The organism is Chryseobacterium sp. CBSDS_008 (assembly GCF_049959325.1).
In the GTDB taxonomy this organism is placed as follows: domain Bacteria; phylum Bacteroidota; class Bacteroidia; order Flavobacteriales; family Weeksellaceae; genus Chryseobacterium.
On the sequence record NZ_CP188202.1, the window covers coordinates 1,734,231 to 1,750,308 of the forward strand.

Annotated in this window: 15 protein-coding genes; 5 read left to right on the top strand and 10 right to left on the bottom strand. The window is 37.7% G+C overall.

Going from position 1 to position 16,078, the window contains the following annotated elements; translation table 11 throughout:
- A complete protein-coding gene (locus ACP3T3_RS07695; protein ID WP_426479324.1) occupies positions 1-882 on the bottom strand; it encodes an NmrA family NAD(P)-binding protein in 882 nt (293 codons plus the stop codon).
- Positions 883-964: 82 nt separating this feature from the next.
- Here ACP3T3_RS07695 and ACP3T3_RS07700 point away from each other — a divergent pair, with 82 nt between their 5' ends.
- Positions 965-1,366: a winged helix-turn-helix transcriptional regulator gene (locus ACP3T3_RS07700; protein WP_426479325.1), complete on the top strand. Its 402-nt coding sequence runs from the start codon at positions 965-967 to the stop codon at positions 1,364-1,366.
- 194 nt (positions 1,367-1,560) lie between these two features.
- Here ACP3T3_RS07700 and ACP3T3_RS07705 read toward each other — a convergent pair whose 3' ends face one another.
- The 9 genes from ACP3T3_RS07705 to ACP3T3_RS07745 all read right to left on the bottom strand — a co-directional run bounded on the left by ACP3T3_RS07705 (position 1,561) and on the right by ACP3T3_RS07745 (position 11,617).
- Positions 1,561-2,880 (bottom strand): aspartate kinase, encoded by a 1,320-nt coding sequence (locus ACP3T3_RS07705; RefSeq protein WP_426479326.1) that lies wholly within the window; start codon positions 2,878-2,880, stop codon positions 1,561-1,563.
- A gap of 371 nt (positions 2,881-3,251) precedes the next feature.
- On the bottom strand, positions 3,252-3,704 hold the full coding sequence (locus tag ACP3T3_RS07710; RefSeq protein WP_426479327.1) for an Hsp20/alpha crystallin family protein: 453 nt from the start codon (positions 3,702-3,704) through the stop codon (positions 3,252-3,254).
- A 188-nt stretch (positions 3,705-3,892) separates the two neighbouring features.
- A complete protein-coding gene (locus tag ACP3T3_RS07715; RefSeq protein ID WP_426479328.1) occupies positions 3,893-5,014 on the bottom strand; it encodes a cation:proton antiporter in 1,122 nt (373 codons plus the stop codon).
- Between the two features lie 250 nt (positions 5,015-5,264).
- A complete protein-coding gene (locus tag ACP3T3_RS07720) occupies positions 5,265-6,488 on the bottom strand; it encodes a serine hydrolase domain-containing protein (protein WP_426479329.1) in 1,224 nt (407 codons plus the stop codon).
- Positions 6,489-6,519: 31 nt separating this feature from the next.
- A complete protein-coding gene (locus tag ACP3T3_RS07725; protein ID WP_426479330.1) occupies positions 6,520-7,326 on the bottom strand; it encodes a class I SAM-dependent methyltransferase in 807 nt (268 codons plus the stop codon).
- Between the two features lie 343 nt (positions 7,327-7,669).
- Positions 7,670-8,266 (bottom strand): Crp/Fnr family transcriptional regulator, encoded by a 597-nt coding sequence (locus ACP3T3_RS07730; protein WP_426479331.1) that lies wholly within the window; start codon positions 8,264-8,266, stop codon positions 7,670-7,672.
- Positions 8,267-8,408: 142 nt separating this feature from the next.
- Positions 8,409-9,902: a hypothetical protein gene (locus ACP3T3_RS07735; protein WP_426479332.1), complete on the bottom strand. Its 1,494-nt coding sequence runs from the start codon at positions 9,900-9,902 to the stop codon at positions 8,409-8,411.
- Between the two features lie 742 nt (positions 9,903-10,644).
- Positions 10,645-11,007: a DoxX family protein gene (locus tag ACP3T3_RS07740; protein WP_426479333.1), complete on the bottom strand. Its 363-nt coding sequence runs from the start codon at positions 11,005-11,007 to the stop codon at positions 10,645-10,647.
- Positions 11,008-11,422: 415 nt separating this feature from the next.
- Entirely contained in the window at positions 11,423-11,617 is a 195-nt protein-coding gene (locus ACP3T3_RS07745; RefSeq protein WP_426479334.1) for a cold-shock protein, read from the bottom strand.
- Positions 11,618-12,481: 864 nt separating this feature from the next.
- Between ACP3T3_RS07745 and ACP3T3_RS07750 the strand changes: the two genes are divergently transcribed.
- The 4 genes from ACP3T3_RS07750 (at position 12,482) to ACP3T3_RS07765 (ending at position 16,058) form a co-directional block, all read left to right on the top strand.
- A complete protein-coding gene (locus tag ACP3T3_RS07750; protein WP_426479335.1) occupies positions 12,482-13,306 on the top strand; it encodes a helix-turn-helix domain-containing protein in 825 nt (274 codons plus the stop codon).
- Positions 13,307-13,492: 186 nt separating this feature from the next.
- Entirely contained in the window at positions 13,493-13,882 is a 390-nt protein-coding gene (locus ACP3T3_RS07755) for a cupin domain-containing protein (protein WP_426479134.1), read from the top strand.
- Positions 13,883-14,203: 321 nt separating this feature from the next.
- Positions 14,204-15,025 (top strand): alpha/beta fold hydrolase, encoded by an 822-nt coding sequence (locus ACP3T3_RS07760; protein ID WP_426479336.1) that lies wholly within the window; start codon positions 14,204-14,206, stop codon positions 15,023-15,025.
- 124 nt (positions 15,026-15,149) lie between these two features.
- Positions 15,150-16,058, top strand: coding sequence for an alpha/beta fold hydrolase (locus ACP3T3_RS07765; RefSeq protein ID WP_426479337.1), 909 nt, complete (start codon positions 15,150-15,152; stop codon positions 16,056-16,058).
- Positions 16,059-16,078 lie beyond the last annotated feature (20 nt).

A 16,078-nucleotide genomic window follows, 5' to 3' on the forward strand; every position in this document is an offset into this window, starting at 1 on the left:
TTAAAATAAAATTTCTGCAAATTCTTTGGCAAACTTTTCAAAGCTTATCGCTCCGTCAGGAATATTCTGCTTTTCTTTAAAATAGTTTTCCAGCAGTCTGCCCTCCCGTAAAGCGATCCCCATGTCTATGATGTAGGTATTTGCCATTTCTGGTGTCATTCCCTGTTTTAGCAGATTTTCAAACAATATATGGTCTGGAAATTCAATCCATTTCAAATCCGGAATATTTGTGGCCTTTCCCAATATTTCGGCAATCTCTTTTCCGGTGATCTCGGAACTCACTACATACAAACCGGTTTTCCCATCGAAATTCCGGAAATGTATTGCTTCAAACGCCACGCGAGCAATATCATGGGGATGGGTTAGTGCCAGCCTGAGGTCTTCCCCGAAATTATTCCCTATGATATGGTGCTGGCGGATCATATCAATTGCCCCGTAAAAATTGGAGTAAAACAAACCGGGTTTGAGGTGCAGTACATTTGTTCCATTAATGGAATCAAGCAATTTTTCGTTATGGTAGTTGGCTCCCGCCGGGCCTGGTCCGTCTGAAAGATGTGAACCTATTCCGCTTAAGTTTACGACATATGGAATCCTGTTTTCAGTAATTGCCCGGGCATACACCGCTCCTACTTTTTTTATTTCTTCGGCTGTCCCATAACTTGGCGGAACCATCGTATATATTGCATCTGCATTTTTGAATGCCTTATGTATAAATACTTCATCATCCACCTTTCCAACAAGTGCTCTTGCGCCGAGCGCCCGGATTTGCTCTGCACTTTCATCTCTCGAAGTGACAACGGATACATCATGACCCTCATTGACTAATTTTTCTGTCAGTACTCTGCTGATATTCCCTACTGACCCTGTGACTGTAACGTTCATATTTTTAATGTTTTAAATGTATTGTACAAATCTAAAATTATACTTACTTTTGTACAAGTACTGACCCCAAAGTAGGTATAATATGACTGCAATCAAAAAATCTTCCGTCATACAGGAAAATAAAGGCAATGCCCACATATCATGTCCGGTAACATTTGTTATGGAAAAAATCGGAGGATATTGGAAACCGATCATTATGTTCAATCTGTTATCGGGTACCAAAAGGTATAGTGAACTTAAAAGATCAATTGATACAATAACAGAAAAGGTTCTCATCCAGCAGCTAAAACAGCTGGAAAACGATGGATTGATAATCAGAAAATCCAAACCGGTAGTACCGCCCCATGTTACCTATGAGCTGTCAAAGGCAGGTAAAGATTTATATCCTGTGCTTCGGGAGATGGCAATTTGGGCCACCCAGCATGGAGAATCTTATCAACCGCAGTTTACAAAGCAGATGGCAGATTTTCCTGAACGTGAATAGAGAGACAGGATGTAAAAGCAATCTACAGTTATTGAAAAGCCTTAAAAAATCAAACAATTCTTCTACACTGATTTTTTTCTATACTTAAATAAGAATATCGGATGACTTATTAATAAAGACAATGCTTTAAACCATTTTAAAAGATAAAACCGCCTGTAATAGCGGTTTTCTCTTCGATTTAAATGATTTCATTGCTAAAACAATCTGTTATGCAAAGATCTCAAGGCTTCTATTTTGAAAGAAGATGGTACTAATAATGAAATATTATTTTCACTTCCTCCATAAGAAATCATTCGTATAGGGATGTGTTTTACGGCTTCAGAGACAATGGTTGCATATCCATGATTGTTTTTTCTGAAATCGCCGACAATGCATATTATAGAGTGTTCACTATCGATTTCAACTGCCGAGAAGGAGTTCAGTTCTTTTACAATTTCAGAAAGGTAATCCGTTTGGTCAATGGTAAGCGATACGGCCACCTCAGAAGTCGTAATCATGTCTATAGGTGTTTTATACCGTTCAAAAACTTCGAAAACCTTTCTCAAAAAGCCATATGCCATAAGCATACGTGAAGACTGAATACGGATTGCTGTAATACCATCTTTGGCTGCAATGGCTACAATCTGATTCTGATTGGTAGTTTCTCCCGAAATCAGGGTTCCGGCTGCACTAAGATTCATGGTATCCAATAATCTCACAGGGACATTATATTTTCTTGCAGGGAAAACGCTTTGCGGATGGAGGATTTTGGCTCCAAAATAGGATAGCTCTGCCGCTTCATCAAAACTGAGTCTGGCAATAGATTTTGTATTCTGCACATACCTGGGATCGTTGTTATGGAACCCATCAATATCTGTCCAGATTTGAATTTCTTCTACCTGCAATGCTGCTCCCAGTAATGAAGCTGTGTAATCAGAGCCTCCTCTTTGCAGATTATCAATTTCACCCTGAGCATTTCTGCATATATATCCCTGGGTAATAAATAGGGTTTGTTCCGGATATTTTGCAATTTCAAGACCCGCCTGTTTTCTGATGTAATCAATATCGGGTTCCTTATCTTCATCAATCAACATAAAATCTAAGGCTGATAATAGTACAGATGAGATATTTTTTTCCTTTAAATGTAAATGAAACAGAGTAGTTGAAATAATTTCACCCTGTGCAAGAATAATGCGTTCTGCACTGGATGTGAAGTTTTTATTTTTGAACTGATAAAACAGATCAAAAATCTGATCAATAAAAGATGAAGCTTCCAATATGCCTTCTTCAGTCTTAAATAAATCATTTATGAATTTTCTATATTTTTCATATAATCCATCAATGTGTTGATGAGCTCCTTCAATATCCTTATTCTCATACAGCTCGGATAATTTTACCAGATCATTTGTTGTACCCGAAACAGCTGATAAAACAACCAGATGTTTATCCGTGGCCTGAGATCTGATAATAGGTAATAACTGTTCGATCCTTTCCGGGCTTCCTACTGAAGTCCCGCCAAATTTCAATACTTTCATAATAGATTAAATTGTTAAAAATTTTTTCAAAAAAAAAAGAGCTTGTCGTGATGACAAGCTCCTGATGTATTTAGTTTCTAACCAATAGGAAAATGACTCACGACGTTCGACGTAAGCACTGTTTCTTTCCTTTTTTTAAGTTAGATAGTATCATTTTCTTTTTTTTGCTGGGCAAATATACAAATTTTTGGTAATCTATAAATAATTTGATTCATTTCAATGGCTGAAAGTATTAAAACTTTAAAATAAGTATTCATTAATACTGCTCTACTTCTGCTATTGTACTGATTTGATTTGTATTCTGAACAGAATCGTTTAAGGTATCAATATACATAAAAATGACTGCCTTGCGGCAGCCATTTTTTCTATTTTTATGATATTTCAATCATTCTGGGTGGTTTCTGCTTTGCATCCTCCTTCTTGGGAATAGTCAGTATAAGCAGCCCGTTTTCGTATTTTGCATTAATGTTATCCTGGTCAACAACATCTTTCGGAAGCTCGAAGCTTCGCTGGAAGGACTGATAACTGAACTCTCTTCTTGTAAAGTTCTGCTCTTTTGTTTCGCTACTGTCCTGTTTTGTGGACGAAATGGTAAGCAGATTACCATCCAGTTTGATTTGAAAATCATTTTTATCCATTCCGGGAGCGGCAACCTGAACTTCATATGCCTCTGCGCTTTCCCTTATATTTACGGATGGTACTGTTGTACTGGTAGAAGAGTAATTGTTATTTCCCCAGTTAAAAAGTTCACGATCAAAAAAATCATCAAAGATGCCTGGAAAAACCAGGTTTCTGTTTCCGTTTCTTCTCATTAGATTATTCATAGTAATCTCTTTTTAAATAAGTTTAACAATCATTTAATAACACGTCAGCCGGCCAGCTGTACTTGAAATCCATCAAAAAAAATACCAGCTGTCAAAATGTGATATTTTTTCCACATTACTGCCAAATTTTCAGTTTCTAATCTACAACAGCTGTCTGTAGATCCTGTTTCCCGTCTGTTTTCTCTTCCTTACTTTGAGATCAATTTATTTTTACGAAACATAGCGGAACAACTGATCCAAATGGTAGACAACAGCAGGGATAAACAGGTAATACCCAAGCCGGCTTTATAAAGATCATACCCAACCATTCCTGTTTTATAAGCAATGGAAAGTGCAAGGATTCCAAATTCTCCCGTTTGAGACAGCAATGCACCGCCATAAAAACTGTCTTTCCAGCTGAAGTTCAATATCCGGAAGAATATGGATGACATGATACTATTGCTGATCAGTACCACTAAAGTTCCTACAGTGATAAGTGTATAATTAGAGAACAGATAACTGAGGTCTAACCGCAAACCAATGGATACAAAAAAAAGCGCAACAAAGAATACCTTAAAGGGCATCAGGGAATGTTCGAGCCAGTGGAAAGCCCTGATTTTTCCAACCACAACTCCGGCAATAAAACTTCCCAGTGCAGCACTCATACCCACCATTTCTGCAATAAGACCAAACCCAAGACAGATGAAAAGTCCGGAAAATACCTGCAGATCATGGTCGTTTTCAAGAAATGCACTTGAAAATCTGATTTCCCTCAGGTGTCTGATCTTTCTGAATATTAAAAATATACCAATACAGATCGCCAGGGGAACTACAAAATTCAGCATATTGAACTTTTCACCATTCCAAAACTTCAGCAAGGTCAAAGCTGGCGCAAGGAGAAGGTCCTGCAGCAGCAAAATATTAAGTATAACAATACCAAATGCACTATGCAGTGTTCCATGCTTTTTCAGAAATTCAACAACAACTGCTGTACTGTTAAAAGTAAAAAGGATTGCGATGAGCAAAATACTTTTAAAATCAAGATTGAGTATCCAGCCAAGCAAAAAAGCAAACATAAAACTCAGCATTATTTTGATGCTCTGCGCCAATACCGGTTTCATAATAAGGCTCTTTTTATTGGGAACATTGATTTCCATCCCGATAAAAAACATCAGCAATAAAATCCCGGTCTCACCGACTGCCTCTATTTCTTCAGGTTTGTCAAAAACCCTGCCTCCATAAGGCCCCAATAATACACCTGCTATAATATAAGCAATAAGATAGGGCTGATTCAATTTTTTCAATAAAAACATCAGTCCTAAAATTGTCATACACAAAACACATACTGTCCAAAGCATATCTCTGTAACTGTTATATTTACGTATTACAAGTCTTAAATTCAAGCTGACAACCGTCTTCCAAACGGCTTGTTTAGTAATGCATCTTTACTATTTGTCAATAGTAAAAAGCTGGCTGGCCTTTCAGGCAGCTACAAAAAAAATACCAGTTAAAATAGTATGATATTTTTTCCGGATAACTGTCAAAATTTCAACCTTGCTTATGCAAATCTACAGACCAAATTTACTTTCCAGGTACATTATAGGGAACAAACCGATCCCACTCCCATGGGGTAAAGGTATCTCCGATCAACTTTTCCAGCAATTCCTTAAATATCCGCTCACCGTTTCCGCTGTTGCACATAATCACTATAGCGGTTTTCTTTTCGGGGAAACTGATGCTGTAGTTTCGCCAGCAGTCATCATGTCCGCCTTTAAAAAATGCAGGCCCGTAAGGCGTACTTATTACGCCCCAGCCTAAACCGTATGAAAGATTAATCTTATCATCACGATGAGTAGTTTCATCAAGCATGGTTGGAAATTCATATACAGAACGAATCCGGATCTGCGGTCTTAACATCTCACGAAAAGTTTTTTGGCTGAGCCCTTCACGACGAAGGACATATGAAATAAAGCGCGCATAATCGCTGATCGTGGTAAGCATTGATCCCGCTCCGACTGCTCTTTGTGAACGCACTTTCCCACCGGAATTTCCATCTTCACCATACCCTATTGCTGAGTTAGCTTCAAATTCAGGCTGCCAAAAGTAGCTGGTTCTGTTCATTGCGGCCGGCACAAATAATTCCTCACGAGCGATAGTTTCAAGATTTTTTCCCAGGTAAACTTCCTCAATGCGCTGCAGCAGTTTAAATCCTTCACCTGAATAGGCATAACGGCTACCCGGCTCAAAATATAAACGGTTAACTAAAGTGGTATCACGCTGCCCCGTTTTAACATTCATCCACCAGACATTCGGCAAACCGGTAGTATGACTAAGGCACATTCTGGGGGTAATTTTCTTCCACCGTTCATCTTTTTCAAGCTCCTCATAGTTGCCATATTCATGCAGCGGCTTTTTTAAGTAATGAACCAAAGGTTTATCCAGATCAATGAGCCCTTTCTCTGCCAGCCGCATATTTATATAAGCAAAAACAGCCTTACTGAAGGAAGCTCCATACATCACAGTACTTGTATCAAGCGGCATATTTTTCTCTTTATCTTTAAAGCCATAAGCCTTTTGGTAAGAAACCCGGTTATTGTTAAGGATAGCAAGTTCAAGCCCTTCGACCTTTGCGGCTGACATCAGGCGCATAACAGTGTCATCAATCTGTGGAGCAGCTAATGCAGTTCCATCAAGCCGTTTTATAACACCAGTCTGTCCTGAAACGGATATGCTTATAAAGGAAGCCAGCAATACCATAAGTATCTTTGAACAAGCCAGTTGCTTTTGTAAAATAAGTGTTTTCATATTGATAAAATTAAAGATGTATGTATTCGTTTTATTTTTTTGCTGCTAACATAATATGAGGACTGAAACATAGCAGCTCGCGGTCGCGTTCGGTCAGCTTAATCAATTCCAGGAGCTTATTTCTTTTCGCTGTTTCTGCCCAGCTTTGAAAAAAATTCCCGTCTATCCAGGCAATACCTTCAACAGGCAATAAATCAAGCGGTTTAAATCCGGCGGCAGTACACTCGGCAATTAATTCAGAAGGCCGGTGACAATAAGCTTTTGGAAGCATGAATGAATAATTTTCCGGTGGAAAATGAATACCGGAATTCAACTCGGAGACGCACATGGCAAAGAGCTTTGGATCATGTATAAGCCCGCCTTGTAACACCGCTATTGCAGATGCCGAATGGGTAATTCCAAATCCTAAAAGAATGCCTCCTTTTTTCAGTACCCTGCCAGCTTCTTTAAGGGCATCCAGGCGTTCTTCCAACTCCTGCAGATGATAAAGGGGCCCGTGAAGAATGACTACATCCTGGCTTAAATCGGGTAAAGGCAATTTGCGGGCTTCCGCAAGAATACATTTGAATGCGTTATTTGTACCGGAACGTTTTTTTGCCTGCTCTATGTGTTTTTTCACCGGATCAATTAACGTTACGTTATGTCCTGTCCCCGCAAGCCACGCTGCATAATGGCCGGGGCCTCCGCCAACATCTGCAATGGCACAAGATCGATTAAGGTAACGTTTGATTAGTATTTTGCATCGTTCAAATTCCAGTGGTCCCAAACCGGTGGAAAGTCTGCTTTCTTCCTGTCTTTTGTTGTAAAAATTATCGATTGAAGCGTCTATAAGATTCATAATTGTTTCTTTAAAATTAGTATAGAGATAATACACCGGTCTTTGAAAAGGCCGGCAATAATGACGCAGAAGGCGTCCGCTAATATTTAAGAAACAATTCTAATATTGTAAAGATAAAAAATATAAGTTTATTATGATTACGATATTAATAATAAATCATATAAAAACACTGTGATTAGACACCGAACATGGCACCGAAAGTGAATATTCAGACTTGGGAGCTGAATTGAAAGGATTACAGAAGAATGTTACGCGTGAGAATACTGAATATTTACAGTAAAGTAGATTTTCAATGTTACCTGTTTAATTTGTTTACATCGGAAAACTGCTAGTAAAAAATTTATCAGTACAAAATCCGCCGTCCATCAAGTTTAAGAATATTCTCCTCTGCCATCTTTTTAATGGTACGTATGACTGTTTCCACACGTAAACCCGTTAAATTGGCAATCTGCTGCCTGGTAAGCGGCACCTGGTAAGAATAAGGTTTTTGGTTGAGTGCGCTTTCTTTGTAATAATCCATCAAAGATTTTATTTTCAACACCGGGTCTATGGCTGAATTATTAAACAGCATTACATATTTGTAGAAAAGCCGGTCTGAAAGGTATCGGAACATGGTAAAAATCAATTCCATATTTTCACTCAGCATACGTAAAAAATCGGGTTTCGGTAATTTAAGGATTCTGCAATCGGTTCTTGCAATGGCATTCATCGGATAATTTTTATCTCCGAAAAGTAAAGATTCTCCAAAGCTTTGCCCCTGGGACATAATATTCAATGTGAACTCTTTACCATCTTCATGGTAATTATTCAGTTCAACGGTTCCCTTAACAATCTGGTAATAATAGTGGGGAACACTTCCCAAGTCATAAATAATTTCCTTTGCTTGATAATCCTCGTATACTGCTCCATATTCAAGTAAAAGATTTTCATCGATGATCATATTACTTAGTTATTTGTTATGTTTCAGAATGAATATCTCGGTAGAATCGGCAGTATTTTCACAGCAAATTTCAGACCACTCAGATTTATTTTCATTCTTTCCAAGGATGAAACAATTTTTGACTCGGGAAGTTATACTGTTCTTATTTAATTGTTATGGTCATATTAGGAACTACAATATCACCTGTCAGTCCCGTGTAACGCTGTGCGAATATTTCAACATAGTCATTGGTGGATAATTCTGTAGTCCCATTAATAGGCAATACCACAATGTCATTTATAGCAGCCCCACGCCCATATACTTTATACTGGCTGATTGCAGTTCCGTTCTTTGCAATATAGATAATATACGTTCCTGCAGCCGGAACCTGGAAAGATACAGAACCTGTCACCTGAAAAATTCTTTTCTTTTTGCCGACATATTTCAGTCTGTTAGGAATTCCGTCAGTAGTAAATCTGAATAGATTAGATGAAGTAGAAACAGATGAAGCAGTACCTATTTTGACGATATTGCTGGGATTAGAACTGTTAAAGGTCACTCCTATCCCGGTTCCCACCGCATAATCTACAGAAAAATCTCCAACGGCATTAGTATCTGCTTCAGTAGGAAGTCCCGCTGCTCTTACCGTCCAGCTGTTATTAAAATTGTATCCGGAGTAGGTTCCGGTTGTGTAAGGTTTAACATACCCTGCTGTATTGGTCCCTGTAAATACCACAGATTCCATAACAGCATCACCTGTAATGGTAAGACCGGCTGTTGACACATCAAAACCAATTGCCGAACCGTTAACCTGGCTGAATCCCCCTTGTTTCTCGACCGATGAAAAAGTACCCGTTAGCTTTTCATAAGTTCCCGAATTATTCGCCGCCCATCCCATATTGCTGAGCAGCAGCTGACCTATATTATTGTAGGTAATACCATTGGAATTTCCGGTAAACTGGATGATGCTGAAAAACACCAGCCCAAGTCCGGAAATGATTCCCACGCTGCTTGAGTTTGCCACTACACTATCCCTGAAGATCAGATTCTGGGTAGCTGTTCCTGATATATTAAAAACATTTCCGGATGCTGCATTAAGGGTGACACTTCTTATACTACCGCCTGTTGTCCCTTCAAAAATGTTTCCGCTTGTTCTTACAATAATATCGTTATTAGTATCAAGACCATGTATGTAGGCATTATTAATTTCTATGGGCTTGTCAAAAACTACCTGCCCATTAATCTCGTACAAAGTATCAGCATTCAAAAGGTACTTTGCACCTCCTCCTGCACTTAACTCTGCTGCCAGCACTGTGGCTAAAACATCAGTAGATTTTATCCGTTTAAAATTCAGCCTCTCAACAGCATTACTTCCTACCGGATACCATGCTGCCGAATTTCCAGCATAGTAATAAAGCATTTTTAAGGTCGTATCATACACAATTAGCCCATCCGCGGGCGAAGCAATAGCAACCCTCTGAGCTGTTGTCAGGCGTGGAGCCAGCAGTCCGCGGGTTGTAGAGTTAAGATCTAAAATAGAGCTGGGATCCGGGGTTGTGGTATTAATTCCGACCTGCCCCCGAACTAAGAATATTGCAAAGAAAGCCATCAATAAAATAAGATGCTTTCCTGCAAAAGAAATTTTCTTTGTTTTCATATTAAAATATTTTATGGTGTTTGTGATATGGGTATGGTAATCCATTGATATAACAATGTACTGAGATAACACTCATGCGTGTTTCCAGGTAGGTATATCTGAACGACAGTCAGTGAATTATTAAAACTCTACAGTACTGTGTATTTTTCGTAGAATGGAGAGATCCTTGTTCTGACAATAATTAGACTAACGAGATCATTGGATATCAGACAGGATATCGTTATTGTTTTATACCATTTATAAATCATAACAGTAACCCAGTGGCCTCTCTCAATCAATCTGTACATTTTTTTTTTAAAGTACAAAATAACAAGATCCTTTCTCTTGCCTTTTAGCGAAAATAAGTCTATCATAATCTTTGGTAATTTTTAGTTTAACAAATTTTTATGCTGTCCTTATTTCATGGAGTAGTTTTATTATTCCAAATGTAGTGAAATAGCAATATATATCTTATGACGTTGATCATAAAGGCAAAGCTGTCATGAAAGAGTGTATGAGTATTAACCACTGCATACTCAATCCGGCCCTGTATTTATAGCCGGCATACGTCAAGGACATCTTATATCAAATAATTAAACCTCAATACATGAAATATTGAGGTTTTCTTAGCAAATTTGATGAACTCTTTATACAAAATTGTGTACCGGCTTTAAACTTTGAATTCCGGATCAATTATCAAAAGATTTCACATTTAAATTTAAAATCAGTTTGATTAATGATATCATCAAAATGTACGGGAATATCAGTCAGTAAACCGGAAATATGCAACTACTGCAGACAGGATAAAAATTAAAGTCAACAAAGGAAACATCTTATATTCTCTCTTCTTGGCATGAACAATCATGCCTGCTGCCATTATGATGCAAAAACAGACTGCTGTAACAGGAGTAAGGATCGGGACAATACCCGTAAGCCATGGAAATATAATACCTATACAGCCTGATAATTCAAGGATTCCCAACATTCGTATTGGTATGATAGAGTCGCTGGATTTTAAATGTCCGTCAGAAATGTGTTTTTCTTTACTTCCGGTAATTTTTCCAAATCCCGGCATAATAAAAAATGCAGAAAGAAGCCCTTGCATTATCCACAAAGTTGTATTCATTTTTGTTCTTTTTTTGAATTAAAAATAGATTTTGATAAAATTGAAGGTTGAGCATAGTAAAAAGAATACTCTAAACAAACGTAAAGTACTCTGCAACAAGATTTTGTTTTACAAAATTTCGCTCTTAATTTCCGGTTAATCTTTTTTCGGCTGGTCTAACCAAAGATTGATATCCTCCATTTTGTGGATTTGTATAAAGTAATAACTGTAAAGGTAGTAAAAATTATTTGAGAAAAGTTTATTAATTGAACCCGCAAACAAGCATTATACTACACTCAATAATTATCAGTACAATCTATTTACATCAATGCCCAAATTCATTTGTAAACTCTGGCAAAACAAGCATTAAAAAAGCCCCCCGTATAAACGAGAGGCTTGTAAATATAACGAGTATAATAGTTTTATACTGATTAGATTATGCCAATTTTACATTGATAGCGTTCAAACCTCTATCCCCTTTTTGTACATCAAAAACGACTTGGTCGTTCTCACGGATGGATCTTGAATTAAGCCCTGAAGTGTGTACAAATATGTCTGCACCACCTTCTGATGGAGAAATAAACCCGAAGCCTTTTGCTTCATTGAAAAATTTTACTGTGCCTTTTTGCATTGTAATAATTATTAAAATTAAATATGATGATATCTGTATACTTTACAGATCGCATGTTCGAAAAAATAGGTATTTTATGGAGTAGATCAAGATTTCTGTTTCCGCTGATCAACTTATTTGCATAACTCCCATATGATCTATTTATAAAAAATAGCATTGGCCAGCCTGCAATAACACTTCTTTTTTTAATCTGAGAGATTCAAATTCTCGTTATTAAAAAATCGGATTAATAATTTGGGAAGCTGTAGAAGCAATACTGAAAGATATAAATGGTGGTTTAAACAATGTCAGTTTAGCTAAGGCAGGGACCTGTCTTATGAATACTTTGCAAATGTACATTAAATTAATTGAATGTTATACTATATAAAATATTGATTATCATTATTTTATTCGTAGCTTACGCACACAAAGAGTTATTTGCAAATGCGGATGATTAAAATATCGTACTGATGCAGACCCATACAGTGACACCGCAGACCCAGCCCCAAACACTTGAGTCACATTCTTCCTTGCAAGTACGGATCGCCTATTTCATAATGGTACATCAAAAGCCAGATGTTTTCAAGGCTATGTTCAAAAAAATATATACCCGTGACCGGTTTTATCTAATCCATATTGACAGGAAGGCAGAATCCAGTGTAACAGAAGAAATACAGTCTTATCTGGTATATTTTTATTTTTGTTCTTTTCTGCATTAAAATGGATGAACCTATGTTGGAAATATACTTTGGACTATCTTCATAAGTTAACTACATTCTCCCAAAACAGAATTGCTGCTAATAATAAACCAATAGATGGAGAAAAGCATTTATTCCTTACTTTTACAGACTATTTAAAAGAAACCATAAACTTTCGGTACTTAGAATGATAAAAGAATTTTCCTACAAACAATTTGGCAATCTCGAATTCAGTAAATCGGCTATTCAGGCTGAAGCTCTCAATGCAATTAACGACCATATCAAAGTCCTCTTTATACCTCAAAAAGCCATTATTCAGGTTGATTTTCAACAAATAGAGATGAATACCGACGCTTTATTATTTATCAACCCGGAAGTAGTCCTGAAACCCTGCGAAACTATTGGTGGCGAGCTCCTGCATTTTAACAAAGACTTTTACTGTATTGAAATCCATGACCAGGAAGTCGCCTGCGATGGTATTCTGTACAATAATGTGTTTGAAATACCTTTTATTAATTTAAACAAGGAGCAGTCGGATGATATCAAAAAAATAATTTCTGATATTCAGGCAGAAATGAAAAACGAGGATTCCAGTACTGAGGAAATGTTGAGGGTTCTTTTAAAAATGATTATCCTGAAATCTACACGCATCTGGAAACAGCAGCATCAACTATCCGAGAAGGAACAGCAGGCGGACGTACAGTTTTTAAGAAAATTCAGCAAGTTGGTTGAACAACATTATAAAACGCTTCATACGGTTGCAGATTATGCGGACCTGCTCTGCATTACGCCAAAAAACCTGAGCAAAAAAATAAGCCTGGTAAGCAAGGAAACTCCGAATGAAATTATAAAGAACCGGATTATTCTTGAAAGCAAAAGGCTTTTAGCCCATACTTCAATGAGTGTCAAAGAGATTGCTTATAGCCTGAATTATGAAGACGATGCGTATTTCGTGCGCTTTTTTACAAAAAATACCGGCTTCTCTCCCATCACTTTTAGAAAACAGTTTTAAATCCGAAAGGAAAAAATATAAAAGCACGATCTATATGATTGTGCTTTTTATGTTATAAGGCTGATTTACGCCATTTTTTAAGAAGTAAAATGTACAATTCAAAGCGAAAGCCGTCCATTGTACCGGTTTAAGTATTACGCCAACTTTGTCATATCAAATAATAACAATCAAATAATATTTAAAGACATGAGAAATTTACTTTTAACAGTTGGATTATTTACGACATTAATTTCTACCGGTGCATATGCACAGCAATCAGGGATCAAGCGTACAGACCTCCAGAAGCATGATATTGGCATCCCCGGATATGAGACTATTCAGGCCCGCATAGATCTGGAACCTGGCACAGCCGTCGGCATGCACGCCCATCCCGGAGAAGAGGTTATTTATGTACTCGAAGGTTTATTTGAGTATCAAATAGAAGGTGATCAGCCTGTTGTTCTTAAAGCCGGCGATGTCCTTTTTATACCGGCCGGAAAAAATCACTCTGCAAAAAATATTGGTAAGGTTCAGGCTGCTGAACTCGCAACATATATTGTCAGAAAGGATAAGCCATTACTTATATTCAAAAAATAACCGCCTAACGGGAATTGGCACGTCCCGAAATTAAAAAAAAGAAGCAAGCTTATATCAAAGTTATCATGCCGAGGCCAAGATAAAGAGAACGCTTTAATCACTCAATAAAGAACGCACATTCAACAGTTTGTGCGTTCTTTTTTTGTAAAACGATATGAGCATTTGAAAATACCTGCTTAAGCCCGCTTCATTACATTTTTCAGCGGGAGAAAAATGTGCAATTCAAAGCGAAAACCGTCCATTGTAACGCCTTAAGAATTACCGCAACTTTGCCCTATCAAAATAACAATAACAACATTAACAAATAAATATTTAAAGATCATGAACAAGTTTACAGTAAAAGACGGAACAGAAATTTATTTCAAAGACCTTGGCGAAGGACAACCCATTTTCTTTCACCATGGATGGCCATTGTCATCCGATGATTGGGATGCTCAGATGATGTATTTTCTGGAAAAAGGTTTCAGGGTAATTTCTCATGACAGAAGAGGTCACGGAAGATCCACACAAACCTATAAAGGAAATGATATGGATACTTATGCAGCTGATGTCGCAGAATTGGTTGAATTCCTGGACCTGAAGAATACCATCCATGTGGGACATTCAACCGGTGGCGGTGAGGCTATAAGATATGCCGCACAATATGGGAAGGACCGGGTTGCCAAAGTTGTTCTGATCAGTGCCATTACCCCTTATATGATTGCCGATTCGAATAACCCCGAGGGTGTTCCCCTATCAGTCTTTGATGATATCCGAAGCAATACGCTTCATAACAGACAGCAGTTCTATCAGGATCTTACGATACCGTTCTACGGCTATAACAGGGAAACAGCTGTCATCAAGAAAGGCATACAGGACAATTGGTGGAGACAGGGCATGATGGGCGGTATAAAAGCCCAGTATGACTGTATCAAAGTATTTTCTGAAACTGATTTTACCGAAGATCTTAAAAGTGTAGACATACCGGTTTTGATACTCCATGGGGATGACGATCAGATTGTACCTTTTGAAACAACAGCAGTTAAGGCAGCAGAACTTGTAAAAGACAGTAAGCTGATTATTTATCCTGGGTTCTCACACGGCATGCCGACTATCAATGCAGACGTAATTAACGGGGACATTTTATCTTTTATCAAAGGGTAAAAGTGGCAGAGGCAAAATGTACAATTCAAAGCGAAAACCGTCCATTGTAACGCCCTAAGAATTACCCCAACTTTGCCCTATCAAAATAACAATAACAACATTAACAAATACATATTTAAAGATCATGAAACATTTAATTTTAGCAATCAGTTTATTTACAACATTACTTTCAACTACTGCATTTTCACAAACCAAAAGAACTCCGGCATCGCCTGGAAGAGAAGAATATATCGAAGTTGAAAAAAATGTAAAGCTCCATGTTACCGACCTTGGTGAAGGACAGCCGATTGTTTTGATACATGGATGGCCATTAAGTGATGCGATGTATGAATATCAGTACGCCGATTTTATTCAAAAGGGATACCGCGTAATTGGAATTACGTTAAGAGGTTTTGGATTGTCTGATAAACCTGGGGGAAAGTATAATTATGATGTCTTTGCAGATGATATCAAAGTGGTTTTAGACAAATTAAAGATTGAAAACGCAACCATCGGAGGGTTTTCCATGGGCGGTGCAACAGTCATTCATTATGTAGCCAAATACAATGCTGCCCACGTTTCCAAAATGGCATTGTTTGGTGCGGCAGCTCCTGTGTGGACTAAACGTGCTGACTTTAATTATGGTTTATGGACCAAAGATGATGTTAACGGACTGATCAATCTTAATAATACGAACCGTCCTGAGCTGTTTGCTACATTCGGTAAAATCTTTCCGGCAAATGAAACAAGCGTATCTCCGGGGCATGGTGCATGGTTAGGAAATATCCAGGCTCAGGCATCCCCTTATGCAATGGCTGAAGGTCTTAAAACGTTACGTGACAGCGATCTGCGCGGTGACCTGAAAAAAATAACAATCCCAACATTGATACTGCATGGGAAACTGGATAAAATCTGCTCATATGAACTTGCAGAACAGATGAATGCCCTGCTTAAAAATTCAACCTTAGTTTCTTTCGAAAAAAGTGGGCATGCCCTATTTATTGAAGAACTTGAAAAATTCAACACCGAATTATTGAACTTCATCAAAAAATAAAAAAAGCAAAAAAGGCTGGT

What these genes read in the sequence shown, in the direction of transcription:
- ACP3T3_RS07735 (WP_426479332.1), bottom strand. Translation starts at nt 9,902, where the DNA reads ATGAAAACAAAGAAAATTTCTTTTGCAGGAAAGCATCTTATTTTATTG.
- ACP3T3_RS07755 (WP_426479134.1), top strand. Translation starts at nt 13,493, where the DNA reads ATGAGAAATTTACTTTTAACAGTTGGATTATTTACGACATTAATTTCT.
- ACP3T3_RS07745 (WP_426479334.1), bottom strand. Translation starts at nt 11,617, where the DNA reads ATGCAAAAAGGCACAGTAAAATTTTTCAATGAAGCAAAAGGCTTCGGG.
- ACP3T3_RS07705 (WP_426479326.1), bottom strand. Translation starts at nt 2,880, where the DNA reads ATGAAAGTATTGAAATTTGGCGGGACTTCAGTAGGAAGCCCGGAAAGG.
- ACP3T3_RS07750 (WP_426479335.1), top strand. Translation starts at nt 12,482, where the DNA reads ATGATAAAAGAATTTTCCTACAAACAATTTGGCAATCTCGAATTCAGT.
- ACP3T3_RS07720 (WP_426479329.1), bottom strand. Translation starts at nt 6,488, where the DNA reads ATGAAAACACTTATTTTACAAAAGCAACTGGCTTGTTCAAAGATACTT.
- ACP3T3_RS07730 (WP_426479331.1), bottom strand. Translation starts at nt 8,266, where the DNA reads ATGATCATCGATGAAAATCTTTTACTTGAATATGGAGCAGTATACGAG.
- ACP3T3_RS07740 (WP_426479333.1), bottom strand. Translation starts at nt 11,007, where the DNA reads ATGAATACAACTTTGTGGATAATGCAAGGGCTTCTTTCTGCATTTTTT.
- ACP3T3_RS07760 (WP_426479336.1), top strand. Translation starts at nt 14,204, where the DNA reads ATGAACAAGTTTACAGTAAAAGACGGAACAGAAATTTATTTCAAAGAC.
- ACP3T3_RS07765 (WP_426479337.1), top strand. Translation starts at nt 15,150, where the DNA reads ATGAAACATTTAATTTTAGCAATCAGTTTATTTACAACATTACTTTCA.
- ACP3T3_RS07700 (WP_426479325.1), top strand. Translation starts at nt 965, where the DNA reads ATGACTGCAATCAAAAAATCTTCCGTCATACAGGAAAATAAAGGCAAT.
- ACP3T3_RS07695 (WP_426479324.1), bottom strand. Translation starts at nt 882, where the DNA reads ATGAACGTTACAGTCACAGGGTCAGTAGGGAATATCAGCAGAGTACTG.
- ACP3T3_RS07710 (WP_426479327.1), bottom strand. Translation starts at nt 3,704, where the DNA reads ATGAATAATCTAATGAGAAGAAACGGAAACAGAAACCTGGTTTTTCCA.
- ACP3T3_RS07725 (WP_426479330.1), bottom strand. Translation starts at nt 7,326, where the DNA reads ATGAATCTTATAGACGCTTCAATCGATAATTTTTACAACAAAAGACAG.
- ACP3T3_RS07715 (WP_426479328.1), bottom strand. Translation starts at nt 5,014, where the DNA reads ATGACAATTTTAGGACTGATGTTTTTATTGAAAAAATTGAATCAGCCC.